Here is a 26,344-nt window from a genome sequence, read left to right as displayed (position 1 = left end):
ACCGCATGCTCCGTTTTCCGGTCATCGCGCGCTCGCAGCACTGCGAGCGCTGCTATAGGCGACGTTTCTCGCGGCCGGCCTGCGTTCTCTATAATCTGTGGCCAGCTATGCATGGCTCAAAACTTAAGACCGTCTCAATCATGCACTCGATAGATTGGTGGCAAGGGTTATCCTTTATTGGACAATGCCGGACACCACATGGCCATCTATTTACGGAGTGACCTGAATACTGGAGGGGTGCGGCGTTCCGCCTTGCGCAGTCTTGTCTGCCGGGCCTATGGCGACCGGCGGGCCGCGACGGCGATCGAGTTCGCGCTGATTGCGCCGGTCCTCTTCATTCTGATGCTCGGGACGGTGGAGCTTGGCCTCTGCTTTACCGCCGACATCCTCCTGCGCAATGCCACGTCGTCGGCGGCGCGGCTCGGGCGGACGGGCTACGTCGCCGCCAGCACCACCCGCGACGCCATGGTGCTTGCGCAGATCACGCAGGAGGCCGGGGCACTGCTGACGCCCAGCAAGCTGACGGTCACCAGCAAGGCCTATGGCGGCTTCGATGACATCGGCAAGCCCGAGCCCTTCACCGACGCCAACGGCAACGGCAAGCGCGACGACGGCGAGAGCTACACCGACGTCAACGGCAACGGGAAATACGATCTCGATCGCGGCAAGGATGGCCTCGGCGGCACCAGCCAGATCGTGATCTACACCGTCACCTACCCCTGGTCGTTCTTCACCCCGCTGGTCGGCCGGATGATCTCGAGCACCGGCACGATCATCCTCACCGCGACGGCGGTGATCCAGAACGAGCCTTATTGATGCGGAGGGGCCCGACCATCCCGGCCGTGTGGCGGCGCGTGCGCCGGCTTGCCATCGGGTTGGGCGACCGGCGGGGCGTCGCTGCGATCGAACTCGCCCTGGCCAGCCCGGTGCTGCTCGTCCTCCTGCTCGGGACGACGGAAATCGCCGGCTTCATCAAGGTCCACTACCAGGCGGCGCAGATGGCATCGACCGTCGCCGATGCCGTTGCCCGCTACGACAAGGTCACCTCAGCCGATATCGCCGACATCCTCAGCGCCTCCTCGGCCGTGATGGACAAGGCCGATTTCGGGACCAAGGGTTACGTCATCCTGACCTCGGCGGTGAAGGTCAAGGTAACGGACGCGCCGACCGTCGCCTGGCAATGCCGAGGCGGCGGCACGACGGCGCAGGCAAGCCGGATCGGCAAGCTGAAGAACGTGGCGACGCTGCCGGGAAGCCTGGTGCTGGATGCCGACGACAACGTCATCGTGGCGGAAGTCTTCTACACCTACACCCCGATGTTCACCCTGATCCCGATCGATACCAGGATCGTCTACAAGACCGCCGTCTTCCGGCCGCGGCTCGGCGCCCTGACCACCGTTTCGGGCTGTTGAGAGGTCGACATGGCCGCACTTCGTTTCTCTCCGCTTCGCCGATACCGAGCGGCGCTGGCCCGTCTTCGCCGCGACCGACGCGGCAGCGTCCTGCCGTTGATCGCCGTCTCCCTCTTCGTCCTCGTCGGCAGCGCCGGCTTTGCCGTTGATGGGGCACGGCTGATGCTGATGCATGCCAAGCTGCAGGCATCGATCGATGCGGCGAGCCTGTCGGCGGTCGCACGGCTGAGCACCACGGACTATCAAGGCCAGGTCGGCAAGTTCGCGCGGGCGAACTTTCTCGACGGCTATATCGGCGCGCAGATCGCCTCGATCACCTCGGTCGCCAGCAGCAATCGTGAGACGCTGACGGTGACCGCCACCGCCTCGGCCCCCACCAGCTTCATGCAGCTCTTCAACATCAAGCTGATGAGCACCAGTGCCAGCACGACCGTGACGCGGGCGATGGGGGGGCTGGAAGTGGCGCTGATCCTCGACGTGACGGGGTCGATGGACATGAATGGCAATGGCCGGCTTGCTAGCTTGAAGACGGCGAGCAATACCCTGTTGAATATCCTGTTTGGCAGCGAGGCGACCGTCGACAAACTCCATGTCGGCATCGTGCCCTTCTCTCAAGCGGTGAACATCGGCACCGGCGGGACCCGAAGCAGCTGGGTGACCGGGAGCACTACGAACTGGGAAGGCTGTGTACAAGCACGTTTCAGCGGCCGCGATATCAAGGATGATCCGCCTATTGCGAAGTTCAATACCTACTTCAGTGAGGACTACTGCCCCCCGCCGATCACCCCTCTAACTTCGACAAAAGCCACGCTGGTGGCGGCTATCAAAGACCTGAAAGCGCAGGGCGGTACGCAGATCGTTCACGGGGCGGAGTGGGGCTGGAACCTTTTGTCGCCGAACTGGCGAGGGGTCTGGGGTGGAACGATGGGCACAACGTTGCCGCTGAACTACGGGGTGAGCGGCATGAGTAAGGCTGCTGTCATCATGACCGACGGCGAAAACAGCATGAACGATGATACCGCTTACGGCAAAGCCACCTGCACAGGCTCACGCACTTTAGCCACCTGCTCCTTTGACATCCGCATCAATACCACAGCAACCGCCAGAGACGGGTACCGCTACGATGGGCGCAATTATGTTTATTATACAGCAACTGAGAATGCTAAGCTGGATCTATTTGCCAAGTCCAATGACATTCTCGACGATAAACTCAAGGCCGTCTGCACGAACATGAAGAATGCCAGTATCACCCTATATACGGTAGCCCTCGGCAATCCAGGCGAAAACGTTAAAACGCTGCTGCGAGGCTGCGCGAGCCAGTCGGCGTTCTTCTTCGACTCGCCGACCAATGCCGACCTGCAGACCGCTTTCGCCAAGATCGGCGATTCGCTGTCCAGCCTGCGAGTCAGCCGCTGAGCCACCGCACGAACGGCTGCCGTATTTGACGGTTGGTAGTTTTATCGACCCATAAAGTTGTCTGAAATGTCCTCAGCGGACCCGGTAGACCGGCGCGCGGACTACTCGCCGGCGGTGCAGAAGCGGCTCCGGCCGGCGGCGTCGAGATAGGTGCCAAGTTCCGGGTTGAAGCTGGCGAAGGCGTTGATGCAGTAGCGCGTCCAGGCCTCCGACCATGGCTGCAGATAGCCGGTCGCAGAAGTCTCGGGCTTGGTTTCCACGCTCGCCTCCCGCCGGCCGGCGCGGGAGTAGCCGGGCGCGATGCGGATGATCTTCGGCCCGCCGTTAGAGATCACCTCGATCCCCTTGCCGCCGACCGGGTGACGGTCGAGCCGCTCCGTCTCGATGTCGATGATCTTCGGTCCCGACGGAAACCGAGGCGTCGCAGCGATGCTCCCGCCATCTCCGTAGCCGTAGCCGTAGCCGCCATAGCCGGACGAACGGTCGTAGTCGTATTCATAGGTGCCGGACCCGCCATAGGCGACGTCGTCGAGCGAGGGGATGTAGGGGCGATCGGCCGGATCGATGGCGCGGCCGACATAGACGATGGAGCCGCGGGCCTCCAAGCGTCGATCGGCGCGCGCGGCATTCTCGCGGCGATCCCAGCGGTTCCGATCGATGCCCGTGTCCCGGTCGTCGCGGCTAAAGCCAGAGACGGCAACGCCCCGGCCCGACCGGGCGGAGGAGAGCGATTCCGTAATGCTGCCATTGCTGGCGATGTCGATGAAGCCATAGCTCCTTTCGGCCGCAGCCGTGGCGTTGCCGGCGAGCGTCAGGGCGGCAAGGGCGAGACAGATGGTGCGCATGGCTGTGTCCCACATTGAAACCCGTTGAAGGGTGATGTGTGACGCGGTGCATTCCGCGTGCCAGACAAAATCGTTTCAGAATGGTTCACAGAGCACTTCATGCACAGGAAAATGCGGACGGCCGGCCTGTTTCGAAGGTGAATGCCCTGACGCGGGACCGGAAACCGTCGTTGCGGGAACGGCATGTCCCGGCAGACGTCCAGCCTGGCGTCGATCTCGCCAGCCCGGACGCCGATCTTAAGGATGCAGCCAGACCAAGGCCGCCGCAGGGCGCGGCCCATACTTCCCCGAACGTCCTGCGTATCCTTCGGACACGGCAGGCAGCGAAGTCGTCCGACTTCCGCGGCGCCCGTGCGGTTGCAGGGCTATCCCCATAGCCTCGCGACAGCCCTCCGCCGTTGACGCACAGGCACGGCGGGGTGCTGCGCGCGCTGTGGCGCAGGCCGAAGATAGCCTCAGTCGGCTGCTTCGAGGTTCACGGCTTTCGGGCCCTTGCCGCGCTTGTCCGGCTCAGTCTCGTAGGAGACCTTCTGGTTCTCGACAAGGCCATTAAGCCCGGAGGCCTGGACGGCGGAAATGTGGACAAAGATGTCGGCCCCGCCATTGTCAGGCTTGATGAAGCCGAAGCCTTTCTCGGTATTGAAGAACTTCACGGTGCCAGTCTGTGCCATTGCCAATCCCTGTTCCTTGGCGGTTCGCTGCGCCACGTCAGCTGTCGCAGGCAAGTCTCGAACGGCAAGGAAGAGAAGCGATACATCGCAGGCGCCCGTCCCGGCCACCTACTCGGAGGTTAAAGCCTCCGACCCGACATTCGTTCAGTTACTGTGTTCACGAAGTTGCCCCAACCTCCTTTTTTTTGCAAGGTACGGCGCGTGAATGCAAGTAAAAGTTTTTGACGGTCTTTCCGCGTACCCTCATCAACTGTAGCTAGATGTTTGTATGCAGAATTTACGATGTTGAGATGTGACGGAGAGGCGGCGATACTGAGATCGATCGTATTTGTTTTGCCAGACAACTAATATGGTATAGAGCCTTATGAAGGGCTCGTTGGGTTTGGCTGTCGGACTGACCTAAATAGTAAGCCTTAAATACTAGGTCTTCCTGCTGAGATAGGGCTGGATGCGGCGCCACGATGCAAGAAGGGCCCGCCTTGCGGCGAGCCCTTCGATCTGTTCGCTGCCACCCGTCGGACCTGTCCGGCGGATACGCTTGCCCGTTTCAGGCGCGCTGGACGTTGACGGCCTTCGGGCCCTTGCCGCGGGTATCGGGCTCGACGTCGAAGGTGATCTTCGCGCCGTCCTCGATCGAGGACATGCCGGCGCGCTCGAGCGCGGTCACGTGCAGGAACACGTCCTTCGCGCCGCCGTCCGGGGTGACGAAGCCGAAGCCCTTGGAGGAGTTGAAGAATTTCACGGTGCCGGTCTGGCTCATGACAGTACCCTTTTTCACTGACGATCGACGAAATCCCGATCGGTCCGGAAGGCGGGCGTCGGCGCACGGCTTCCGATGGAAGTGACGCCGTCCGAGGGGAGGGCGCCGGTGATGTCGGAAGTTTACGTCATGTCGGCGAAAGGGTCGAAGTCGTGAATTTTGCTGGAAGCCCGGGGCCAGCAAACGCCGGCCCGAAATGCGGCAGCATATCCGCGGGGAGACCCGCAGCTGTAAAACGTCTCACCAGTTCTCCGGGTCAGCAAATGCCCGAGCCTTCTTGATATGGCAGTCGCTCCGGTGCTTCGCAAGGGAAGGACGATTGCCGGCTATGGTGCGCTGCGTCATTCTGGGACGTGTCCGCTCCGTCCGTCGTGCCAGATGCAGTTCGGGCGGCGCCAGGTTTCCCCAGCACCGCCCGATTGTTCATGTCGAACGTTCCGTGCGGCCTAAGCGACCTGCGGCAAGCGGTCGATCAGTTTGTCGAGCGTGACCGGATAGTCGCGCACCCTGACGCCCGTGGCGTTGTAGATCGCGTTGGCGATCGCCGCGCCGACGCCGCAGAGGCCGAGCTCGCCGACACCCTTCGCCTTCATCGGCGAGGTCGTCGGGTCGGTCTCGTCGAGGAAGATCACCTCCTGGTGCGGGATGTCGGCGTGCACCGGCACTTCGTAGCCCGCAAGATCATGGTTGACGAAGAAGCCGCGGCGCGTGTCGACGGCCAGCTCCTCCATCAGCGCCCCGCCGACGCCCATGGTCATCGCGCCGATGACCTGGCTGCGGGCGGTCTTCGGGTTGAGGATGCGGCCGGCGGCGCAGACGGCGAGCATCCGGCGGACCCGCACCTCGGCTGTCGCCACATCAACGCCAAGCTCGACGAAGTGGCCCGCGAAGGTCGACTGCTGGAACTTCTCGCCGAGGTCGCCGAACTCGATCTTGTCTTCGGCAACGATCTCGCCGTCGCGCGCGGCATCGGCCAAGGCGATGTCCTGACCACCCGACCGAACGCGCCCGTCTTCGAACACCGCATCGGCCGCCGCGAGGCCGAGCTTGGCCGTCACAGCCTCGCGCAGCTTGACGCAAGCGGCATAGACGCCGGCGGTGGACGAGTTGGCGCCCCACTGTCCGCCGGAACCAGCTGCCGCCGGAAAGCTCGAATCGCCGAGATTCACCGCCACCCGGTCGACCGGGACGCCCATCATCTCCGCCGCGGTCTGGGCGATGATGGTGTAGCTGCCGGTGCCGATGTCGGTCATGTCGGTCTCTACGGTCACGATGCCGTCCTGTCCGAGCCGTACGCGGGCGCCGGAGGTCATGCCCGGGCTGTCGCGGAAGCCGGCGGAAACGCCGTGGCCGACCAGCCAGCGGCCGTCGCGGACCATTCCGGGCGAGGCGTTGCGCTTCGACCAGCCGAAACGTTCGGCGCCCGTCCTCAGGCACTCGACGAGTTGGCGCTGCGAGAACCGGCGCTCCGGGTTTTCCGGATCGACCTGCGTGTCATTAAGAGCGCGGAAGTCGATCGGGTCCATGCCGAGCTTTTCGGCCATCTCGTCGATCGCGATCTCCAGCGCCATCAGGCCCGGCGCCTCGCCCGGCGCCCGCATCGCATTGCCCTCGGGAAGATCGAGGTGCGACAGGCGCGTGCGCATATGACGGTGCGCACCGGCATAGAGCAGCCGGGTTTGAGCCGCCGCCATTTCCGGCTTGCCATCGGGCAGGTTGCCCGACCAGGCCTCGTGCGCGATCGCCGTGATCTTGCCGTCGCGGCCGGCGCCGATGCGGATGCGCTGGATTGTCGCCGGGCGGTGCGTGGTATTGTTGAACACCATCGGCCGGGTCAGCGCGACCTTGACGGCGCGCTTGGCAGCCTTGGCGCCGAGCGCGGCGAGCACAGCATCGGAGCGCACGAACAGCTTGCCGCCGAAGCCGCCGCCGATGAAGGGCGAGATCACCCGCACCCTTTCCTTGTCGACACCGAGCGTCAGCGCGATGTCGCCGACGGCCCAGTCGATCATCTGGTTGGAGGTCCAGACCGTGACGTCGTCACCGTCCCAAACAGCCATCGAGGCATGCGGCTCGATCATCGCATGCGCCTGGTCGGGCGTGGTGTAGGTTTCTTCCAGCTTGATCTCGGCGGCGGAGAAAGCCGCGTCGAAATCGCCGACGGTGGCGTCGGGGTCCTTTTCCTCGCCTTCCGGCTTGACGCCTTCCTTATGCACCTCTGCGAGGTCGAAGCTGCCCTTCTCCTCCGCATAGGTGACGTCGATGAGATGCGCGGCTGCGCGCGCTTGCTCGAATGTCTCGGCGACCACCATGGCGATCGCCTGGTGGTAGTGGTCGACCGCCGGGCCGCCAAGCAGCTTGGCGATGTTCATCTTGCCCTTGCCGAGCGTGCCGGCATTTTCGGCCGTCACGATGGCGATCACACCGGGAGCGCGACGGGCGGCTGCCGTATCCATCGCGGTGATCCGCCCCTTGGCAATCGTTGCCCCGAGGATGTGGCCGTAGGCGGGATTGTCGATCGCGTCATGCCGCTCGAAAGCGTAGGGCGCGGTGCCGGTGGTCTTGTGGCGGCCATCGATGCGGTCGATCGGCTGGCCGACGACTTTCATGCGGTCGATCGGGTTGGTGGTGGCAGGCGTGTCGAACTTCATGGCTCAGTTCCTCGCATCGGAGAGCACGGCCCCGAGCGTCCGCTCGACCAGCGACAGCTTGAAGGCGTTCTCCTCGGTCGGCCGGGCGTCGGCCAGCAGCTTTTCGGTGACGGCCTTGGTGCCGCGGGGCATTTCGGCCTCGGCGGCTTCGACCCGCCAGGGTTTCGGCGCGACGCCGCCGACGGCGACGCGTCCGCTGCCATCCGGCTGCACGACGGCGGCGACAGAGATGAGGGCGAAAGCGTAGGAGGCGCGATCGCGGACCTTGCGGTAGACCTGCGTGCCGCCGATCGGCGCCGGCAGCGTCACCGCCGTGATGAGTTCGCCAGGCTGAAGAACGGTTTCCACCTCCGGCGTATCGCCGGGCAAGCGATGGAAGTCGGCCATCGGGACCTTACGCTCGGTGCCATCGGGGCTGACGGTCTCCACCACGGCATCGAGCACCCGTAGCGCGACGTTCATGTCGCTCGGATTGGTGGCGATGCACGCATCGCTAACCCCGACGACGCCCAGCTGGCGCGAGAAGCCTTCGAGCGCCGAGCAGCCGGAGCCGGGCTGGCGCTTGTTGCAGGGCTGGGCGGTGTCGTAAAAATACGGGCAGCGCGTGCGCTGCAGGAGGTTGCCCGCCGTCGTCGCGCGGTTGCGAAGCTGGCCGGAGGCGCCCGCCAGCAGAGCGCGGGACAGGACACCATAGTCGCGGCGAACGCGGGCGTCGGTAGCAAGATCAGTGTTGCGCACGAGCGCGCCGACCCGAAGACCACCCTCGGTCGTCGCTTCGATCGTATTGAGCCCAAGGCCGTTGACGTCGACCAGGTGCCCCGGCGTCTCGATCTGCAGCTTCATCAAGTCGAGAAGATTGGTGCCCCCGGCGATGAATTTGGCGCCGGGTGTCTTCGCCGCCGAGGCGGCAGCAGCTTGCGGCGAGGCGGCACGCTCGTAGGTGAAGGATTTCATGCCGGCACTCCCGCAACCTCGGTCATCGCGTCGACGATGTTGGAATAGGCGCCGCAGCGGCAGAGATTGCCGCTCATGCGCTCGCGCATTTCGGTGGCTGTCATCTCCGGGGCGGCGTTGAGATCGGCGCTGACATGGCTTGGAATGCCGGCCTTCACCTCCTCGATGACGCTGACCGCCGAGCAGATCTGCCCCGGCGTGCAGTAGCCGCACTGGTAGCCGTCATGCTTGATGAATGCCGCCTGCATCGGGTGCAGATTGTCCGGCTGGCCGAGCCCCTCGATCGTGGTGATCGTCTCGCCCTCGTGCATGACGGCCAGCGACAGGCAGGCGTTCATCCGGCGGCCCTCGACGATCACGGTGCAGGCGCCGCACTGGCCGTGGTCGCAGCCCTTCTTCGTCCCCGTCAGGTGCAGATGCTCGCGCAGCGCGTCGAGCAGCGTCGTCCGCAGATCGAGATCGAGCGAGTGCGCCTCGCCATTGACCGTAAAGGAAACCTTGGACACCACCGGCGCGCCCGCCGGTGCCGTCTCGGCGGCCCGGGCGCCGGCAGGCAAAGCGCTCACCGCCGCCGTCGCCGCCGTTCCCGCCATGACTTCGCGGCGGTTCAGTTCAAAGCTGCAGGATTTCTGCATCATACGTCCAATCCGTGATCATCCAAATACTTTGCCGCCCTTCACGTCTCGTAGCTCGATCACCTCGAGGGGAGCACGAACCTGGAGCCATTCTAAAGGGCGGCACAAACGATCAACGGAGGCGACCCCATCGTGTTGCCTCGCGTCCGGTCACGCTTCGGAGAAGTGGAGTTCAGAGGATTAGTTTGGATGCGGTTTCACGTGGGTGACAGCATGCGTCGGAACGGGCGGCCTAGAGCACCCGCTACGACACTCAGATCCGGCTGTTCTTGGTGATCCCGACTGGATTTGAACCAGTGACCCTCAGATTAGGAATATGGCGACGGTACTTGAAATGACTGTGCTTTTAGCCTCTATGTCGCAGTCATGTCGCATCAAGACAGTAGCGCGTTCTCCGCGGCAGCCAATTCCTCACCGTCATCGCCCTTCGGGAACAGGTGCGAATAGACGTCCAGCGTCATAGCAATCGTGCTGTGGCCGAGCTGCTCCTGCACTGCCTTTGCCGACAAGCCGAGGCCTCCGTCCTTCGTCGCGTTGATGCACCAAGACGCGTACCAGTGGCGCAGAGCATGCATACCGCTGTACTTCGGCAAGATCACCGGCTCGCCGTCAGCTCCCTTTTCCTCGACCGTCACGCCAGCTCGGACCATCGTTGGGTGCAAACCGCGGCGAGAGATATTGTTCAGCTGCTCGACGTTGCCGGATCCGTTAGGGAAAACGAGGCCGAGCTGACCCTTCGGACACGCTAGTCGCCACTCCCTAAGAGCGTTGCAGACGATCGGTGACGCCGGCACTGTGCGCTCCCCAGCGATCGACTTCGGCCTTCCGATCTCATTGAACCTGTCGGCCCTCTGCCGGACATGGAGAACGCGCTTGGCGAGGTCTACATCTCTCCATCGAAGCCCGCGCAGTTCGCTCGCCCGTAGGCCGGTAAAAATCGCCGTTAGCAGCATCGGCCGCCAGCGGCCCTCCAGAGCTCCCACAATCGCTTTGATCTCGTCACGGGTGGGAATGTCGACGCCAATCTTTAGGCGGCCCTTGTGACGGTCCTGCTGTCGGTCCGATCCCCTCCGCCTGCCGCTCATGTCCCGAGCGACGTTGCGTCCGACTAGACCACGTTCCTGTGCATCTGCAAGCAGAGAGCCGAGGCTCACCATCACCTTGCGGACCGTCAGCGCAGAGCGGCCACCTTTCCGTAGCTGATCCTCAAATGCGCGTAGGGCAGGGACCGACAATGCGGTGAGCCTCATGCCGCCGATCAGGGGCACGATGTGCAGGGACAGGTGAGATCGGTAGTTCGCGACCGTCGTGCGCTCGAGGTGGTTGGCTTCCGCGGTGCCAACCCAGAACTCGCCGGCTTTCGCAACAGTCACACTCGCGCTGTCGGCGACGTGCACACCCTGACGCACTTCGACATTTGCCGTCGCGGAGAAGGCGTCGGCCTCTTTTTTCAGCTTGAACGTTTTGAGCCGGCGTTTTCCGGCCGCGTCCGCGTAGTCGACCACCCATGCGGTTTTTGCCTCACCGGTGGCAGTGATCCAAGAGCGTTTGCGAACACTCATTCTCTTCCCTCTAGATAGTTTTTTTCTTCTCCCTTGTATTGTTCATCGAGTTTTATCCCATCCAGCACCCGAGCTGCCAGCTCCTGGCCGATGTCTGTGTTCTGATCTAAATGCTCGATCGCCTCGATAACTAGTCTACTTGTGAATATCTGTGGAGATACTCCTCGCTCGTCTGCAAGGCGTCTAATTTCCGATTGAATACCGGGCAAAAGAACAAGCTCCTCGGCGCGACCTGCCAACAGCTTCTCATTCATGTCCATCAGAACGCGGATAATTTGTGAGTGCGGCATTGGGGACAATGAATATTCTAGACGCGTGATTATTTCGGCGTTCAGTGACCGTCCATTTTCGTCCGCTTCTTTCTTTAGTTTGTCTCGCATCAACAAGGGAAATCGAAGTTGATACTGATCCGGTTTGCTGCGCGTCTCTGCCATTTGGCACTCTCCCAAACTATCATACCCAATGGGTATAAAATTTGATTGACGTCAAGCATACCCGATGGGTATGGTTATCACATACCCAATGGGTATGGTTATGGAAGGGTTACACTCAATGACGGAATTTACCGAGAGCCCACTCGATTTGGTCTGGGGAATCAAAGCGATTTCGAAAATCATCGGCCGCAGCGAGCGCCAGACTTACGACGTGTGTGCGTCGGGCCATCTTCCGGCGCGCCAGGTTGGAAATCGCTGGGTCGCACGGCGGGAAGCGCTTGAGCGATTCTTCGCTGAGGTGGCGGCGTGAATAACAGCTGGGCGTCCAGGCTCCTGCAGACACTACGCCAGAAAGCGAAAGGCTCGGCGAGCGCGCCAACGCTCCCGAGCCATGGTCCAACAATTCCCCCAAAAGGAACGATTATGAACAGTGGTAAGCGTACCACCGATACTCCATCATCCGCAATGACTGACGGCTTAAGTGCCCGCTCGCAGGCATTTGCACTCCTCGAAAACCCCATCGTTCGGGTCAGCAGACTTTGTGAAGTGCAGACCTTCCTCGCGGAGCTATGGCAAGACGGCGACCCGCAGCGCCACCAGCTAGCGGATTCCATGACGACCATGGCGACCGAAATCAAAACCGCGATCGACGTGCTCGATGCTCTGTATCCGGAGTTTCACAATGCGAGCCGATGAAAGCGTTGGCGACCCGCTGCTAGACCTGATCACCCGCTACCGCCACCAGTGCGATCTATACGACAACGCCACCGAAGGCGACGACGACGACGAGCTGGAGCGCATGTACGCGGCTACCTTCAGGCCACTATGGATGGAGATGCGAGACCATATTCCCCCGGCCACTACCTATGACGGCGCCGTCGCGGCAGTCCGCTTGTGTGCCGAGGATATGGAGGTCGGCGACAGCGATATTCATAAGCCGCTGGTGCAAGCCGCCCTCACTTACTTCGGCAGGGAGGCGCGCTAATGCTCCGCATGTCCTACGGCATCCTTCTCACATGGCTGCGGACTTCCACAGCGATCGTGCTCATGTCGCTAGCAAAGCTTCTCGCTCATCTTGCTGGGAGGCTTTATCGCGCCGAGCTTGCAGCCCAGGAAGCCAAGGCATCTAGCCGACTTGCGCGGTGGCGAGACCTCGAAGACACCTCAAGGGTTCGGTGATCGCACGTGGTTTCTCCGAATGACGGCAATGGCCTTCGCACTGGCAGGACGCGTCCTACTGGCTTGGCATTGGTTCAAACTATTTTGGCCAGGGCGAAGGCGCAGAGCCGGCAGCGCGATTTGGGCGTGCAGATTCTTATCGAAACAGGCGACGAAGCCGAAGAATGGCTGAGCCAGCTTGGACCGATTTCGGCAGAGCAAAAGGCCGCTCTAGAGGATGCGATTGCCAAACGCGATCGTATGCTTGAGATCGAGAAGGCTTGTGATCTATTGCGTTTCCTGCCTGAGGCCTCACTGTCGCCGTTCCTTGATGAGGGCGAGGTGCTATCGATTCCTGATGGCGTTACCTCGCGCGGCGATCATAGCCTCAATGTTACCGAAGCTTATATCGCCCGCGTCTGGGGCCGCCCATTTGCGCCGCTGGATGGGGATGCTGCCCCAGCTGAGGCAACGCCCGTCGGGCTGAATATCGTTTCAGCCTCCAGCTTCGCCGGTATCGACAAGCCACACCGAGAATTCATCGACTCGCTCGGGCTGATCCCGATGCAGAACGTGACCCTTCTCGCTGGCGATGGCGGGACGGGAAAGAGCTTACTGGCAATGCAGCTTGCATTGGGCGTCTCGACCTCAACGCGCTGGCTGAACCTCAATGTTCGGGCGGGACCGTGCCTCTATTTTTCAGCCGAGGATGATCAGGCCGAAACCCATATACGCCTCAGCGAGATCGCCGAGGCCGATGGTATCGATCTGACGGCGGCCGAAACCCTGCGCATCATCTTGCTCGCGGGCGAGGATGCGGTCCTGGCGAACGACGATCCGAAAACTGGGCTCGTCAAATGGACTGGCCTCTTCGCAAAGCTGCAGGATGTCATCCGGGCCGAGCGGCCGGTCCTCGTCATTCTCGACAATCTGGCTGACGTGTTCGCGGGTAACGAGAACGTCCGATCCTCGGCTCGCCAGTTCATCGGAAAGCTACGAGGCGTCGCAATCGAGTTCGGTTGCGCAATCGTGGTGCTGTCCCATCCATCGCTGTCAGGCATGGCAAGCGGCAGCGGTACCAGCGGGAACACCGCCTGGTCGAACAGCGCTCGTTCTCGCCTCTACCTTCGACGTGACATCGGTGATGACAAGACCGAGCTGAACCCCCAGCGCCGCATCCTGCAGACCATGAAAGCCAACTATGGCCCGATCGGCGGGTCCATTACCTTGGAGTGGAGTGAGGGTCGTTTAATCTCGGTTGACGGTCCCGCTGGTCGTCTCGGGCATCTCGATGCAGGAGCACGGAGAAGCCGGGCCGAGCGTGTCTTTCTGGAAATGGTGATCCGGTTCACTGGGCAAAATCGGCCGATCTCTCCTGCCAAAAGCCCCGCCTATGCCCCTGCGCTCTTCGCGGACCATCCGATGGCTGAAGGAGTGAAGGCGCGGGAGTTCTATGCGGCGATGAACAGCCTCTTGGAAAAGGGCCGGATTGAGATCATCGAGACCGGTCCAATCTCTAGGCGTCGGTCGCAGATCGTCATGAAGCAGGAGGTCGAAGAGTGATTTCGACCAGCCTACCAACCGCCTACCAACCGGAATTACCAACCGGCCTTCTAACCGCCTACCAACCGCCTTCCAACTGTCGCCAACCAAGCATTTCCAGGCTTCCAACCGGCACTTACCAACCAGAATTACCAACCGGCCTACCAACCGCCTACCAACGGGTACCAACCGAGCATTTGCGGGGCCTCCAGCGCGTCGCGCCCAACCCTATTACTAACGTAATAGGTAGCGGGGCCTTGGAGGCCCCCGCCACCTTAAACCAGCGAAGCATGGCGGCGTGCACCGGGTTCCGAGCCTTGTGGTCAGGCGCGCTGCACGGCGGAAGACAATGGCTTGCGAGGGGATGTCCTTCTGCCTCGGCAGTGCCGCGCCGGGACAGCCTGAACTCCAGCGTCCCATCCAGCCCCCCATTCAGGGACCGTATCGGCCTGCTTCTGCCCCCTGCGGGGCGGAAACGCCCCAAACCTCTCTAGTCAGACACGCTTTGCGGAGTGTCAAAAGCCCGTCAAAGGCAATTTCTCGCCAGCCCAACGAAGTGGATTTGTGAACAATGACTGACGGCACCATGGGCAAGTCCGAGTTCGCCCGGCACATCGGCGTCGACCCCGCCGTCATCACTCGATACCTCCGCTCCGGCATCGTCGGACCGGATGCGCTCTTCGGATCTGGCCGAGATGCTCGCATCGTGGTCGCCCGAGCGATCAAGCAAATTCGCGAGCGTCGAAACCCGAGCCAGGCGCTCGGCAACGGGATGAACACCAGGCTGGAGTTCACCTCGCAGGAATCTGAGAACGCGCCGCCGGCGCCCCGGCCCGACAGCCTCGATGAACAGTTCAAGCGGGAAAAGCTTAAGGGCAGTCAGATGGCGAACCGGAAGGCCGCCGAAGAAGAGGCAGCCCGATCCGGTCGATTTACCGAAACCGCGGCGGTTCGGGCCGAGATGATGAGGCAAGCCGCCACCGCCTTGGTGGCCTTCGAGGGGTCGTTCTCGGCCATGGCGAGCGCGGTGGCGAGCAAATTTGGTATCCCGCAGCGCGACGTGCTGCATTTGCTGCGTAACGAGTTCCGAGCACAGCGCGTGGTTCTCGCCGAGAAGCATCAAGCATCCGCCGACGCGCTGCCTCGCCTGGTCGATAGCGTCCTCGATACGGTTTTTGAGGACGATCAATGACCGATGAAACCGTCAGAGTGACCCATTGGGACTGGCTGGTCGAAAGCGTCATGGCTGAGGCGTTTGCCCCTTCCGGCGATGTAACGTCTGAGCACTCCCTGCCTGCTACTGCTGCCGATCGCCGCCCCGACCACAACAACCCAGAAGCCCGTCTCGAAGCGATGAGTGATCGGAGTTCAAGGCGAAACTTATTCGAGGATATGGACGAGGCGATTCTAGAGCTGGAGAAAGCCGAGACCGAGGGCGCCCGCAGGATCGGTGTGGCTCTTCAACGCTGGCGCGCTGAGGGTGCAAGCATTCCCCTCGACCGAGCGCTAGGCTTCTGAACCCGTGGCGGTGTCTCACCAGCACGTGGCGAAGCTCTGGCAAAGCGCGACGATATGCTCCGCGCCCTGTGGCGGTTGTTGCCGGAATGGAATTCCTTTTCGCCCACGGCCGCGGCCCGGCTCATGGCGCTCAGCGCATCGCGATATGAGCAAAACCGCTGGCCGAGCGCGCGCTACAGCGCCTCGGCGCCGTCGGCAGATCCGGCAACAACCTGGTGGCGCATCCTGTCGAGCAATCTCCCGGTTCCGCAAGCGAAACACTTGACCCGCATTTTAGTCGAGGACTTTCAAGACGGGGTTTGAATGTCCCAGCCTTTGCCAGATCCTCAGGCCATCACACCGCAGGAGTCGACCGGCAGATGGTTATTGCCCCAACCGCACGTAGGCCTTGCCTTGAGGCGATTGAAGCCGCAGCCGAGATGGCAGCTAAGACACATCGGACAGCGAGCCGGCTAAGCGAGGCGGCCCGAAATTGCTTCTATCGTCTCGAGGAGCAGCAGATCGCCACGAGCCAGAACCTGGCGGAAACATCGCTGCGCAGCACCGAGCTGATGAATGAGCTGCGCGGCGATGCCGCAGCGGGTCAGATGCGGCTGGAAGTCGTGCAGCGTGAGGCGGTGGCCGCCAAGCCTCCGCTCCGCGTCGACATCGTTGAGAACGCGAAACAGCGACAGGCCGAAGCGCAGGCCGCCGTGAGGCGGCGATGGCTCCAGATGAGCCCAGTCCGAGCCGAGCCCCTGCTGTCGCCGTCAAGAAGCTTCGCGTCGATATCGTTGAGAGCATGCGTCGGCGGTTCGAGGATCAGGGCTCACGGCCGGACTTAAATCATCCAGTTTCCCGCGTGTGTTCTGTCCGTCCGCGCGCGGAATGTGGGGTCGGCTGAACGTTTGACGGGGTTCACGGCCGCGACAGCGCTTCCTACCGGAGTCTCCCACTCCGCCAAGGCGCCACCCTTCTCCGACGGGATCAAGACATTGGCCGATCTGGACAGCACGATCAGGAAGCACATCGCGACAGGCGCAGCAGACGGCCAAGGCGCATGCCTGATAGCCGCCGCGCTCTTTGAGTTTGCCCGGGTGTACGAGAGCCGCACGGCCGATGCGACTCATGCGCCCAACCTGGCCGACATCGCCGGGCAGATTGCCAAGGCGATCGAGCGCGTCGAGGACAGGATTTCAGAGCTATCGGACACCATCCTTTCGAAATAAGATACATCGCAAGCTATCCTAGCGCCTGATCGATCTAGGGGCGGCGAAGGGAAAGCTGCCGTTCGGCTCCCAGCCCTTAAATCAATGTAAAAGTTCTCTTCACTCTTTGTCTCGGTGTGCTGATCCCTACTAAGGAGGGAGTCACAGGCTCTCCCTACTGCTCTGCAGTACGCAGTGTCGGATCAAGGCGGTCACGAAGGTAGTCGCCGAGAAGGCTGACGCCGAGCGTCGTCAAGAAGATCGCTATGCCAGCAGGGATTGCCATCCACCAGGCGGTGGCGATGTAGTTTCGGCCCTCGCCGAGCATCAGGCCGAGGCTCGTCTGCGGCGGCTGGACGCCGAGGCCAAGGAAAGAGAGCGAGGTTTCGAGCAGGATCAGCTCGGGAAAGTTCAGCGTCACCTGCACGACGAGGACGCTAAGGATGTTCGGCAGGACATGCCGGAGATAGATCCGGAATGGGTGGACGCCGAGCGTGCGGATCGCAAAGGCATAGCCCTGGGCATTCGCCTGCAGGACGAGCCCGCGCGTCAGCCGCGCATAGACCTCCCAGCCGTAGAAGCCGATGACGAAGAGAAACAGCTCGAAGCTGTTGCCGAAGAAGGCGAGGACCGCCAGCGCGATGATGAGGAAGGGCATCGAGGCCTGGAAGTCGACGGCCAGCATGATCGCCTCCTCAACCCAGCCGCGGAAATGAGCGGCGAGGAAGCCGAGGAAGGTGCCGACGACGGAGCCGATCAGCGTGCCACAGAAGGCGATGAGAAGGCTGGAGCGCATGGCGTAGATCAGCCGCGAGAAAACGTCGCGGCCGAGCCCGTCGGTCCCGAGGAAATGAGCCGGATCGCCGCCGAGAAAGGCCGGCGGCTTCAGGCGCTTCAGGAGGCTTTGCTCGGCATAGCCGTAGGGCGCGAGCCAGTCGGCACCGACAGCGAGGACGAGCGCCAGGATGAGCCAGGCGCAGCAGATTAGGATGACCAGGGGCATGCGCCGCCGGCGCGGCGGCTTCGCTGCCGCCTCGCCAGCGACAGTCTCTGACGTGGAAGTCATGCCCGGGCCTCGCTGTGGCCGGTGCCGATGCGCGGATCGAGCCAGCCATAGGTGATGTCGACGAGGAAGTTCACGGCGACCATGGTGAAGGCGATGAGAAGGACGACCGTCTGCACCACGGCGAGATCGCGCGCGGCGACCGCGTTGACGAGAAGCTGGCCGATGCCGGGCCAGGCGAACACCGTTTCGACCACCACGGCGCCACCGATCAGCGCGCCGATCCTAAGGCCAATCACCGTGACGATGGGAATGCCGGCGTTCGGCAAGGCATGGCCAAGGATGCTGCGGCCAAAGGGTACGCCCTTCGCTCGCGCGGTGCGCATGTAAGGCTGGTGGAGGACTTCGAGCAGGGAGGAGCGGGTGAAGCGCGCGACCGTCGCAGCATAGCTGGTGCCGAGCGTCACCGCCGGCAGCACCATGTGCTGCCACGTGCCGAATCCCGAGCTCGGCAGCACTCGCCACGTCATCGCGAAGAGGAGGATCAGGAGGATGCCGAGAAAGAAGTTCGGCATGGAATGGCCGATGATGGTGAAGGCCATGGTAGCGTGGTCGGTGCTTGTGCCGCGCTTCAGCGCCGCGAGGACGCCGGCGCCGAGTCCGAGGAGAAGCGTCAGGGCGAGTGCGGCGAGACCGAGTTGAAGCGTCTGCGGGACGCGTTCGAGGACGACGCCCAGCGCCGGCCGGTCGTCGCGGAACGAGACGCCGAAATCGCCGCGCAGGATGCCCGCGACGTAGCGCACATATTGCTCCGGCACGGGCCGGTCGAGGCCGAGCATCTCGCGGTAAGCGGCGACCACCGCAGCCGGTGCGTCGTCCGGAAGGAGTTGCGTCACCGGATCACCGGACATGCGCAGGACAATGAAGACGAAGGTCACCGAGAGGACTAGGGTCAGGGCAGCGCGCAACAGCTTGGTGAGAAGGAAGCGTGCGGTCATGCTGGCGACCCGCTTTGTCCCGTCGACCAGCCGAAATCGGTGATTGGCCGTCCCTCCACGAGCCATTGCTCGACGCCCTGCTCGTAAACGCCGAGGCTGGCGCCCAGTGTCCGTCGGTCGACCTCCGGCGCGGTGCCGTCGCCCGTCGCCAGGGACTCGGCGAGGACGCGGCCGCTGGTGCCGTCCGTGGCAAGGCCGAGGATCGTCAGCAGCGTCGGCGCGATGTCCGGCAGCCAGCACGGCGTCTCGGAGACGAAGCCAGCTCGGAACGCCGGGCCGGAGCCTGCCAGAACCGTGTGGAGCTCGCCGCGCGTCAGCCCGCCATGGATACCGCCGCCGGCCTCAATGCCGCCGGTAAAGAGGCAGGTTTCCGGCGCGCCGTAGCTCGGTGCCGGCGAAGCGCGAAGGGTGAAGGAGACCGGCGCCGAGCGGGCATGACCGCCGCCAAGAGCGGAAGCGGGCAGGGCGCCCGGAACGGTCCCCCCGCGATCGCCCGGCAGGGTGACGAGGATCAGCCCGCAGAAAGGCTCTTGCGCCAGCCGCTCGACGGCGGCGGCGATCGTGCCGGCGGTGGGATCGGGCAGATAAAGGCCGGAAAATCTCCCGGGCGAAAGCCATTCGAGATAGTCCGGCAGCGCGGCGGCGAGGTCGAGCTTCGCCGAGCCGGTGATGTGGCCGTGGTCAGACATGACGACGATGTTCTCGGGACCGTCGCCCGCCTCCCACCAGTCGAGGATCCGCCCGAAGGCGTCGTCGCAGCCGCGCTGCGCTGCGATCGTCTCCGGGGCATCGACGCCGAAACCGTGCGAGGTGATGTCAGGATCGGACATCCAGAAGATCGAGAGATCAGGCTGATGCTGTGGGTGGACGATCTCGGTGAGGACCCGCGCCGCGTAGTCGACGCGCGCGGTATTCGGCGTCGCGGCGACCGGCACCGGGCCGAAACGGTCGGCGGCCGTCGTCATCAGCTCCGGCGTGCCGACGCCCGGATAGACCGAGAACACTGGTTGGCCGAGTTTTGCCGCGCCGTAGCTGATCATCGTGGTGGCGCCGGGCGTCGCGGTGGTGACCACGGCAAATCCCTTGCCGGCGCGCGCCAGGCGCTGGCCGAGGCTTTCGCGGTCGATGAGGACGCCGAGCGCATCGGCGCGGGCGAGCGCCTTGTGGTCGGCCGTGTTAAACAGGCCGTCCGGCTGCACCGCCCGGTGGATGAACTGGTTGGCGACAAGGCCGTGCAGGCCCGGCGCGCAGCCGGTTACGGTGCTCGTCGAGGCTACGCGCGTCTCGCTCGGAAAAACGCTGCGGGCGTTGGCCATGTCGGTGCCGCCAGCGATGAAGCGGGCGAGGCGGGGCATACGCTCGGCCGTGGCGCGATCGCGGCGCAGGCCGTCAAAGCAGACGAGAAGCGTCGAGCCGGCGGTCATGCGAGTAACTCCGGGATTGACGAAGATAGGGCCTGACGCGCCGCGACGGGGTCGTTGACCAGAAAGCCGCTGGCGCCGTCGGCCCTCATGCGGCGCAGAGCGTCGGCGTCGAACTCGCCGACGTCGCGCGTCGTGCCGTGATGACCGGTGGTGACCCAGACAGAGCGGCCGCGGCCGATGATGCCGCCGAGGTGGGCCGCATCCGTCTCCCACAGCCGTAGGATGTCGCCGCCGGCCGCGAAGAACGCGTCCTCCTCCGCCGGCGATGCGAGAAGACCTAGGATTTTAGCCGCCGTCAGCGCGCGGACGTGGCGAACCGTGGCAAGCGTGTGCAGCCCGAAGATCAGCCCGTCGTGCCCCGAATGCGCAGCCGCGGCGACGAGCCGGTCGAGCACCTCGGGCCGCTCGTCCTTGACGTCGAAGAGGATGGAATGGCCGGCTGGTAGCGTTTCAAAGAGAACGTCGAGCGTCGGCGCTGCCACCTCTCCGTCCACCGTGACCGCGACGAGTTCCGTAGCGCTGGTGTCGGCGATCGCCTCCAGGCGGCCGGCGAGGCGGCGCAGGTCGGCGTCGTGGCAGCAGACGAGGACGCCGTCGCGCGTAATGCGGATGTCGACCTCAACGACGTCGGCGCCGGTGTCGACTGCCGCGCGCCAGGCCGCGGGGGAGTTTTCGCGGTGGGCGGCGGAATAGCCGCGATGGGCGACGATCGCTGGCAGGACTGTATCGGGCATGGTCAGGCTTTCAAGAGGGAGGTAAGAGCGCGGGCATCCCGCTGCCGGCGGGCGGCCGGCGAGGCGGCTGGCAGGGCAGCGATGAGCGCGCGCGTGTAGGGATGCTCGGGCTTGGCAAAGACCTCGGCGGCAGGTCCGGTCTCGACGATCCGCCCCTGGCGCATCACCGCGATGCGGTGACTGACATGACGGACGACGCCAAGATCGTGGGAGATGAAGAGGAAGGCGACGCCGAACTCGACCTGCAGGTCCTGCAAGAGGTTCAGGATCTGCGCCTGCACCGAGACGTCGAGGGCGCTCACCGCTTCGTCGCAGACGATCACGTCCGGCGACAGCGAGAGGGCCCGGGCGATCACCGCGCGTTGCAACTGGCCGCCCGACAGCTGGTGCGGAAAACGGCCGCCGAGCCCGGCCAGGCCGACGCGCGCCAGCATGGCCTCGATGGTGCTGCCACCAGCGTCCATGCCGTGCGCCTTCATCGGCTCGCGCACCTGTGCGGCGATCGACAGCCGAGGATCGAGAGCCTGCGAGGGGTTCTGGAAGACGACCTGGACATGGCGGCGCTGGCGCCGCCATGCGGGCGAACCGATCGCCGCATAGGGCTCGCCGCGAAAGCTCACCCGGCCGGCGCTCGGCGCCTCGATGCCGGCGGCGATGCGCCCGAGCGTCGACTTGCCGCTGCCGCTCTCGCCGACGATGCCGAGCGTCTCGCCGGGGCCGAGCGCGATATCGATGCCGTCGACGGCGCGCACCGGCTCCGCCCTGCGCCACCATGACGTCTTGCCCCCATAGTGACGGCTGACCTCGCGCAGGGTCAGCACAGCCTTAGAAGGGGCGTCCGTTCCCGCGCCGGTCACGGCGCCAGCCCCTGGCTTGGTCCGGGATAATGGCATGCCACTGTCTGTGCGGCCGCGTAGCCGCGCAGCGCCGGCAAGGTCTCGCACAGATCGGTCGCCCGGGGGCAGCGGGTCCGGAAGGCGCAGCCGCTCGGGCGTGCCGTCGGCCGCGGCACCGTGCCGGCGATGGCGGCCAGGCGTCCGCGCGCCGCCGTCAGCGCGTGCAGCCGGCAGTCCATCAGCCCGCGCGTATAGGGATGCGCGGGGTTCTCGAAGATGTCGTCGACCGGACCCGTCTCGACGATCCGGCCCGAATACATCACCGCCACGCGGTCGGCGATCTCGGCGACGACGCTGAGATCGTGGGTGACGAAGATCATCGCCGTGCCCGTCTCCTGCTGCAGCGTCTTCATTAGCTTTAGGATCTGCGCCTGGGTGGTGACGTCGAGCGCCGTCGTCGCCTCGTCGGCGACGATCAGCCTGGGCTTGCAGGCGAGCGCCATGGCGATCATCACGCGCTGGCACATGCCGCCGGAGAGCTGATGCGGGTAGTCCCTCGCCCTTTCCGCGGGATCCTTGATACCGACGCGGTCGAGAAGCTCGATCGCCCGCGGCATTGCCGCGCGCAGGCCGATGTTTTCGTGCACGACGAGTGCCTCGGCGACCTGCCGTCCGACGCGCTGCACCGGGTTGAGCGAGGCGACGGGATCCTGGAAGATCATCGCCATGTCGCGGCCGCGGATTTCGCGGAACTGCTTCTCAGAGAGCCCGGTCAGTTCACGGCCCCTCAGAACCACGCTGCCGGTCTGCCGCCGGACCGGATCGGCGAGCAGCCCCATCGCCGCAAGGCAGGTGAGGCTCTTGCCGCAACCGCTCTCGCCAACGAGACAGAGCGTCTCGCCGGGCGCGACCTCAAGCGAGACGTCGATGACGAGGTCAACGTCGCCGGTGCCGACGCTCAGATGCTCGATCGCGAGGACCTGCGTCGGGGCGGGTGCGTCAGGGGCACCGCGCCACCGCGCCACCGCATCGGCTTGGCCGGCGCGGTGGCGCTCAAGAACGGCTGACGTCACGAGCCGTGTGCCTCGTCCGTCAGGTTATACGGCCTGAAGTCCATGTAGTAGAAGGTATAGGGCTGCCATTTCAGAGACTTGCGCGCTCCGTAGGTTTCCAGCGGCTGGTAGAGGATGGTGCCCGGCGCGTCGTCCTCGAAGATGTCCATCAGCTTGACGGCGAAGGCGTAGCGCTTGGCGTGGTCCAGCGTCGTCTCGAGGGCTTGGCCGACCGTGTTGAACTCCGGTGGGGCCCAGGTCTCCCAAGTCTTCTGGGCTGAGCCAAAGGGTCCCCAGGTGTTCCACAGCCCGCCAACCGGATCGGGATAGCGGGTCGAGTTCGACCAGTTGCGCACCATCAGCTCATCATTCGGCATCGTGTCGAGCTTTTCGCGGACATCGAGCGTGGCATTGATGCCGACGGCCTTCCACATTTCGAGAATCGCCTGGGCTGCCGGAAGGGCGTTCAGGTAGTAGTTCGGCTCGGTCGAATAGGCGATCGGCTCGCCCTTGTAGCCTGCCTCTTCGAGAAGCTTCTTCGCCTTCTCCGGATTGTATTCGAGGGCCGGCCGGTCGGCTTGGTACATGTCGCCGTATTCGGGATACTGGTGGCCGTTCGGTACGGTCGCCTTTCCGGCCCAGAGGGCATCGACCAAGAGCTTGCGGTCGATGGCGAGGTTCATCGCCTGGCGCACCCGCTTGTCCGCCAGCACGCCCTTGTCGGTGTTGTAGACGAGGACATGGGCGTTCGCGAGGACGACGCTGCGAGTCTCGATGTCGTCATAGCCGTCGATCTGGGCGATCTGGTCGGGCGCGACATTGGCGATGATGTCGAACTCGCCGCTGACGAGACCAGCGATGCGCGCGGCGGGCTCAGGCACCTTCTGGAAGGTGACGCTCTCCGCCGTAGGCTTGCCGCCCCAGTAGCCGTCAAAGGCCTTCAGCCGTACATGCTGGTCGGCCTTGTAGTCGTCGAGCATGAATGGACCCGTGCCGACCGGGAACTGGGCAAATCCCTTGCCCTTGGCCTTCTCCAGCCAGTCCGCTTTGTTTACGACCCAGGCCGCCCAAGAGGCTAGGCGTTGTTCGAGCAGCGGGTCGGGCTGCTTGGTGACGAAGCGCACGGTGTGGTCGTCGACTTTCTCCACACGGTCAAGCACGCCGAAATAGGCGCGGCCCTGGGGCAGCGGCGAATCCTTGCCGATTAGGCGCTCGGGCGAGAAGGTGAAGACGACGTCGTCGGCTGTGAAGTCCGCGCCGTTGTGGAATTTCACTCCCTGACGAAGCGTCACTTCCAGCGTCTTGTCGTCGGTCCGCTTCCAATCCGTGGCAAGCGAAGGGACGAGCGTCGAGCCGCCGCCGCCTTCGGCCGACAAGAAGTCGCGGCGGATCAGCGTGTCGAAGACGGAATAGGTGATGCGCGTGCCGACATTGGATAGTTCCTTGGCGGGCTCGAGCGTTGGCGGGTTGTCGGCGACGGCAACGACGATGTTCGGCCGGCTCTCGGCTTGGGTCGCGGCAGGCGCAGCGCTGCCGAGGGCAAGAAACCCCGCGGTCAATGCCGTCGTGAAAACACGCAGTATCATAAAACCACTCCGTTTGTCTTGGAAGTGGCGACTGTTAGAGCCGCAGTGCGAACGCCGGGTGACAGCCACGCGACGGATTGATGAAAGTCCCGGCCGCATTCTCTGTCCCTCTGGAGGGATCACGTAACGCTTCTGGCTATCCGGCTTAGTGCCGCCCCGCAAAAGGCAACAGGCGACCTATGGAAACGATGGAAATCTTGAGACAGACAACTTCCTGGTTCCATGTCCCAATAAGTCAGCATGAGCGTCTGCTTGGGGACAGTGCATAGGGCAAGCAGAGCAACATCGCCGCGCACGCTGCCGCCGATATCGCATGATAACGGCTTTCAGGCGCGGCTTGACACAAGTTACATGACGAGGTCGGGCCGAGAGCAGACAGGCAGCTTTCGGGTTGATCGTTATAAAAGCTACCATTCCGCAAACGACGAAAAGCTGCCTGACCGCAGTCCACCTATGGCTGACTGATTGCGCCCCGCCTTTAGTCAGAGGATCGCCGGATCGATGGTGAACAGTTCCTGTGCCCGCCCGACGCCGCGTAGCGCATAGCGGCCGACGGATACGAGGTTCTCCTGCTCGTCTTGAGGAGTCGCCGCGCGAAAGTCCGCGGAAACAAGTATGCCGCGGTCGACCGAACGGCACATCGAGGATATGCGGCTGACCTCGTTTACCGCAGGGCCGACGACGGTGAAGTCGAGCCGATCGTCGCTGCCGATATTGCCGTAGGAGACAGGGCCTATGTGCAGGCCAAGTGTCACAGTGGTCACCGGCAGCTGCCCTGCAACCCTTCGCGCATTGAGGGCGGCAACGCTCCTGCGTAGGTCCGCCTCGGCCCGCAACGCGCAGCGGCAGGCCTCGGATGGGTCCTCAGCCTTGAATATTGCGAGCACCCCGTCGCCGATGAGCTTCATCACGTCGCCTCCGGCAGCATGTACGGCTGAGATTGCGGCGCCGGCATAGTCGTTGAGGAGAGGAATGATCTCGCCGGGCTCGGCGGCGTCCGCAATGGTGGTGAAGTTTCGGAGGTCCGAGAACCAGAGCACAGCCTGAATAGTCTCGGTGACGCCGCGCGAGATGCGGCCGCTGAGGACAAGGCGTCCGGCATCGCGGCCGAGGTATACCTCGACCAGTGTGGACGCGATGCGGGCGAGCGAGGCGCATTTGACCGCCAATGCCAGCGCAGGCAGCAGCGCGCGCAGGTCGGCAAGGTTCTCCTCGTCGAAGCCGTCGGGATTGCGTGTGACCCAGTAGCTATAGAGGCAGTCCATCTCGCCGATGCTCGACTCGCCGGAAAAGCGGTGGACGAAGGCAACGTAGTCGGAGTGGCCAGTATCCTTCAGCTCGGCAAGATGCTTCCAGGGGTGGGGTCCGTCCGTGGCGATCTTGACTCGCCGTTCTTCATCGCCCGATGCCAGCATCTGGTAGAAGATGCTGGATTGCCAGTCCGCTGCGGCGGCGCCGCTGTCGGTGCGGCCGTATTGGACCATGGACTCCTCGGGAACACCGTCGTTGCGCCAGCGGAAAACCCTGCCTTCGTAAATAGGATGTAGCGTGTCGATGATCAGCATCGCGCGTGCAAGCGGCAGACCCGCCTCCGTGCATTCGGCGCAGAAGCCGTCCAGGAGTTCCGTCTCGCTGGCCCCGGCGAGACCTTGCCGAGCGGTCCAAGCGGCGATGCGCTGAAATTGGGCGTTCGTCATGATCGTCGGCTTTCCATAGCGGACCAGATATCCCCGCGGATCACCTCATATGGAATAGATCGACCACGGATCGACAGGTCGTCTCACACGGAGACAGGGCGCAGGTCAGTTTCGACGGAGCGCATCGGACATGATTCACTTCACGTCGATGGCGTTGACGAACAGTTTTCAAAAAGCCGGCTGAAGCGGTGCCAAGGCTTCAGGCTAGGCCATAAATAATTTTCGATACCGCGATGGGCTCAAAGCCGACCATCCGCTCCCGGGGCGAT

28 protein-coding genes are annotated in these 26,344 nt (G+C 63.7%); 12 read left to right on the top strand and 16 right to left on the bottom strand.

From position 1 onward, the window contains the following. Nucleotides 1-252 precede the first annotated feature (252 nt). The 3 genes from ACZLZQ_RS20550 to ACZLZQ_RS20540 are packed head-to-tail and all read left to right on the top strand — an operon-like array spanning nucleotide 253 to nucleotide 2,828. Nucleotides 253-816 (top strand): TadE/TadG family type IV pilus assembly protein, encoded by a 564-nt coding sequence (locus ACZLZQ_RS20550; protein WP_472950957.1) that lies wholly within the window; start codon nucleotides 253-255, stop codon nucleotides 814-816. Then, the gene (locus tag ACZLZQ_RS20545; protein ID WP_472950956.1) at nucleotides 816-1,412 is read left to right on the top strand and encodes a TadE/TadG family type IV pilus assembly protein; all 597 of its coding nucleotides are present in this window, start codon (nucleotides 816-818) and stop codon (nucleotides 1,410-1,412) included. Before ACZLZQ_RS20550 ends, ACZLZQ_RS20545 begins: the two co-directional genes overlap by 1 nt. A gap of 9 nt (nucleotides 1,413-1,421) precedes the next feature. Continuing rightward, nucleotides 1,422-2,828, top strand: a complete 1,407-nt coding sequence (locus ACZLZQ_RS20540) for a pilus assembly protein TadG-related protein (protein ID WP_472950955.1) — start codon at nucleotides 1,422-1,424, stop codon at nucleotides 2,826-2,828. Between the two features lie 101 nt (nucleotides 2,829-2,929). Here ACZLZQ_RS20540 and ACZLZQ_RS20535 read toward each other — a convergent pair whose 3' ends face one another. The 8 genes from ACZLZQ_RS20535 to ACZLZQ_RS20500 form a co-directional block, all read right to left on the bottom strand. Continuing rightward, on the bottom strand, nucleotides 2,930-3,673 hold the full coding sequence (locus ACZLZQ_RS20535; protein ID WP_472950954.1) for a BA14K family protein: 744 nt from the start codon (nucleotides 3,671-3,673) through the stop codon (nucleotides 2,930-2,932). 455 nt (nucleotides 3,674-4,128) lie between these two features. Further along, nucleotides 4,129-4,344: a cold-shock protein gene (locus tag ACZLZQ_RS20530; protein WP_188853002.1), complete on the bottom strand. Its 216-nt coding sequence runs from the start codon at nucleotides 4,342-4,344 to the stop codon at nucleotides 4,129-4,131. 547 nt (nucleotides 4,345-4,891) lie between these two features. Beyond that, nucleotides 4,892-5,104, bottom strand: a complete 213-nt coding sequence (locus tag ACZLZQ_RS20525; RefSeq protein WP_472939779.1) for a cold-shock protein — start codon at nucleotides 5,102-5,104, stop codon at nucleotides 4,892-4,894. A gap of 446 nt (nucleotides 5,105-5,550) precedes the next feature. Beyond that, complete coding sequence (gene paoC / locus ACZLZQ_RS20520) at nucleotides 5,551-7,755, bottom strand: aldehyde oxidoreductase molybdenum-binding subunit PaoC (protein ID WP_472950953.1); 2,205 nt, start codon at nucleotides 7,753-7,755, stop codon at nucleotides 5,551-5,553. A gap of 3 nt (nucleotides 7,756-7,758) precedes the next feature. After that, nucleotides 7,759-8,709 (bottom strand): FAD binding domain-containing protein, encoded by a 951-nt coding sequence (locus ACZLZQ_RS20515; RefSeq protein ID WP_472950952.1) that lies wholly within the window; start codon nucleotides 8,707-8,709, stop codon nucleotides 7,759-7,761. Next, nucleotides 8,706-9,344 (bottom strand): aldehyde dehydrogenase iron-sulfur subunit PaoA, encoded by a 639-nt coding sequence (gene paoA, locus ACZLZQ_RS20510; RefSeq protein ID WP_472951097.1) that lies wholly within the window; start codon nucleotides 9,342-9,344, stop codon nucleotides 8,706-8,708. Before paoA ends, ACZLZQ_RS20515 begins: the two co-directional genes overlap by 4 nt. Before the next feature lie 374 nt (nucleotides 9,345-9,718). Beyond that, nucleotides 9,719-10,906, bottom strand: coding sequence for a tyrosine-type recombinase/integrase (locus tag ACZLZQ_RS20505; RefSeq protein WP_472936049.1), 1,188 nt, complete (start codon nucleotides 10,904-10,906; stop codon nucleotides 9,719-9,721). After that, nucleotides 10,903-11,340 (bottom strand): Arc family DNA-binding protein, encoded by a 438-nt coding sequence (locus ACZLZQ_RS20500; RefSeq protein WP_472950951.1) that lies wholly within the window; start codon nucleotides 11,338-11,340, stop codon nucleotides 10,903-10,905. The genes ACZLZQ_RS20505 and ACZLZQ_RS20500 overlap by 4 nt, the downstream gene beginning before the upstream one ends. 118 nt (nucleotides 11,341-11,458) lie before the next feature. On the opposite strand from ACZLZQ_RS20500, the gene ACZLZQ_RS20495 reads away from it, so the two are divergent. The 9 genes from ACZLZQ_RS20495 to ACZLZQ_RS20455 all read left to right on the top strand — a co-directional run bounded on the left by ACZLZQ_RS20495 (nucleotide 11,459) and on the right by ACZLZQ_RS20455 (nucleotide 16,766). Next, nucleotides 11,459-11,650 (top strand): helix-turn-helix domain-containing protein, encoded by a 192-nt coding sequence (locus tag ACZLZQ_RS20495; RefSeq protein ID WP_472950950.1) that lies wholly within the window; start codon nucleotides 11,459-11,461, stop codon nucleotides 11,648-11,650. A gap of 113 nt (nucleotides 11,651-11,763) precedes the next feature. Further along, nucleotides 11,764-12,036 carry a hypothetical protein gene (locus ACZLZQ_RS20490; RefSeq protein ID WP_472950949.1) on the top strand — a complete coding sequence of 91 codons (273 nt, stop codon included), beginning with the start codon at nucleotides 11,764-11,766 and terminating at the stop codon, nucleotides 12,034-12,036. After that, nucleotides 12,023-12,325 carry a hypothetical protein gene (locus tag ACZLZQ_RS20485; RefSeq protein ID WP_472950948.1) on the top strand — a complete coding sequence of 101 codons (303 nt, stop codon included), beginning with the start codon at nucleotides 12,023-12,025 and terminating at the stop codon, nucleotides 12,323-12,325. The genes ACZLZQ_RS20490 and ACZLZQ_RS20485 overlap by 14 nt, the downstream gene beginning before the upstream one ends. A gap of 257 nt (nucleotides 12,326-12,582) precedes the next feature. Next, nucleotides 12,583-14,061 (top strand): AAA family ATPase, encoded by a 1,479-nt coding sequence (locus ACZLZQ_RS20480; RefSeq protein WP_472950947.1) that lies wholly within the window; start codon nucleotides 12,583-12,585, stop codon nucleotides 14,059-14,061. A gap of 550 nt (nucleotides 14,062-14,611) precedes the next feature. After that, nucleotides 14,612-15,232, top strand: a complete 621-nt coding sequence (locus ACZLZQ_RS20475) for a hypothetical protein (RefSeq protein WP_472950946.1) — start codon at nucleotides 14,612-14,614, stop codon at nucleotides 15,230-15,232. Continuing rightward, entirely contained in the window at nucleotides 15,229-15,558 is a 330-nt protein-coding gene (locus tag ACZLZQ_RS20470) for a hypothetical protein (RefSeq protein ID WP_472936056.1), read from the top strand. The genes ACZLZQ_RS20475 and ACZLZQ_RS20470 overlap by 4 nt, the downstream gene beginning before the upstream one ends. Before the next feature lie 54 nt (nucleotides 15,559-15,612). Beyond that, nucleotides 15,613-15,861 carry a hypothetical protein gene (locus tag ACZLZQ_RS20465; protein ID WP_472936057.1) on the top strand — a complete coding sequence of 83 codons (249 nt, stop codon included), beginning with the start codon at nucleotides 15,613-15,615 and terminating at the stop codon, nucleotides 15,859-15,861. Nucleotides 15,862-15,917: 56 nt separating this feature from the next. After that, complete coding sequence (locus ACZLZQ_RS20460) at nucleotides 15,918-16,382, top strand: hypothetical protein (RefSeq protein ID WP_472936058.1); 465 nt, start codon at nucleotides 15,918-15,920, stop codon at nucleotides 16,380-16,382. A gap of 150 nt (nucleotides 16,383-16,532) precedes the next feature. Beyond that, nucleotides 16,533-16,766 carry a hypothetical protein gene (locus ACZLZQ_RS20455; protein WP_472936059.1) on the top strand — a complete coding sequence of 78 codons (234 nt, stop codon included), beginning with the start codon at nucleotides 16,533-16,535 and terminating at the stop codon, nucleotides 16,764-16,766. Nucleotides 16,767-16,920: 154 nt separating this feature from the next. On the opposite strand, the gene ACZLZQ_RS20450 is transcribed toward ACZLZQ_RS20455, so the two are convergent. From ACZLZQ_RS20450 to ACZLZQ_RS20415, 8 genes are all read right to left on the bottom strand, one after another. Then, nucleotides 16,921-17,811, bottom strand: coding sequence for an ABC transporter permease (locus ACZLZQ_RS20450; RefSeq protein ID WP_472950945.1), 891 nt, complete (start codon nucleotides 17,809-17,811; stop codon nucleotides 16,921-16,923). Next, complete coding sequence (locus tag ACZLZQ_RS20445) at nucleotides 17,808-18,746, bottom strand: ABC transporter permease (protein ID WP_472950944.1); 939 nt, start codon at nucleotides 18,744-18,746, stop codon at nucleotides 17,808-17,810. The genes ACZLZQ_RS20450 and ACZLZQ_RS20445 overlap by 4 nt, the downstream gene beginning before the upstream one ends. Then, a complete protein-coding gene (locus ACZLZQ_RS20440) occupies nucleotides 18,743-20,170 on the bottom strand; it encodes an alkaline phosphatase family protein (RefSeq protein ID WP_472950943.1) in 1,428 nt (475 codons plus the stop codon). Before ACZLZQ_RS20440 ends, ACZLZQ_RS20445 begins: the two co-directional genes overlap by 4 nt. Continuing rightward, complete coding sequence (locus ACZLZQ_RS20435; RefSeq protein WP_472950942.1) at nucleotides 20,167-20,904, bottom strand: glycerophosphodiester phosphodiesterase; 738 nt, start codon at nucleotides 20,902-20,904, stop codon at nucleotides 20,167-20,169. The genes ACZLZQ_RS20440 and ACZLZQ_RS20435 overlap by 4 nt, the downstream gene beginning before the upstream one ends. A gap of 2 nt (nucleotides 20,905-20,906) precedes the next feature. Beyond that, nucleotides 20,907-21,656 (bottom strand): ATP-binding cassette domain-containing protein, encoded by a 750-nt coding sequence (locus tag ACZLZQ_RS20430; protein ID WP_472950941.1) that lies wholly within the window; start codon nucleotides 21,654-21,656, stop codon nucleotides 20,907-20,909. 101 nt (nucleotides 21,657-21,757) lie between these two features. Further along, a complete protein-coding gene (locus tag ACZLZQ_RS20425; protein WP_472951096.1) occupies nucleotides 21,758-22,765 on the bottom strand; it encodes an ABC transporter ATP-binding protein in 1,008 nt (335 codons plus the stop codon). 44 nt (nucleotides 22,766-22,809) lie between these two features. Beyond that, entirely contained in the window at nucleotides 22,810-24,378 is a 1,569-nt protein-coding gene (locus ACZLZQ_RS20420) for an ABC transporter substrate-binding protein (RefSeq protein WP_472950940.1), read from the bottom strand. A gap of 482 nt (nucleotides 24,379-24,860) precedes the next feature. Beyond that, nucleotides 24,861-26,075, bottom strand: a complete 1,215-nt coding sequence (locus ACZLZQ_RS20415; RefSeq protein WP_472950939.1) for an adenylate/guanylate cyclase domain-containing protein — start codon at nucleotides 26,073-26,075, stop codon at nucleotides 24,861-24,863. Nucleotides 26,076-26,344 lie beyond the last annotated feature (269 nt).

The organism is Mesocryomonas lacus (assembly GCF_055730105.2).
Note: the sequence above shows the minus strand (reverse complement) of the source record. Positions and strands in the feature narration are given on the sequence as shown.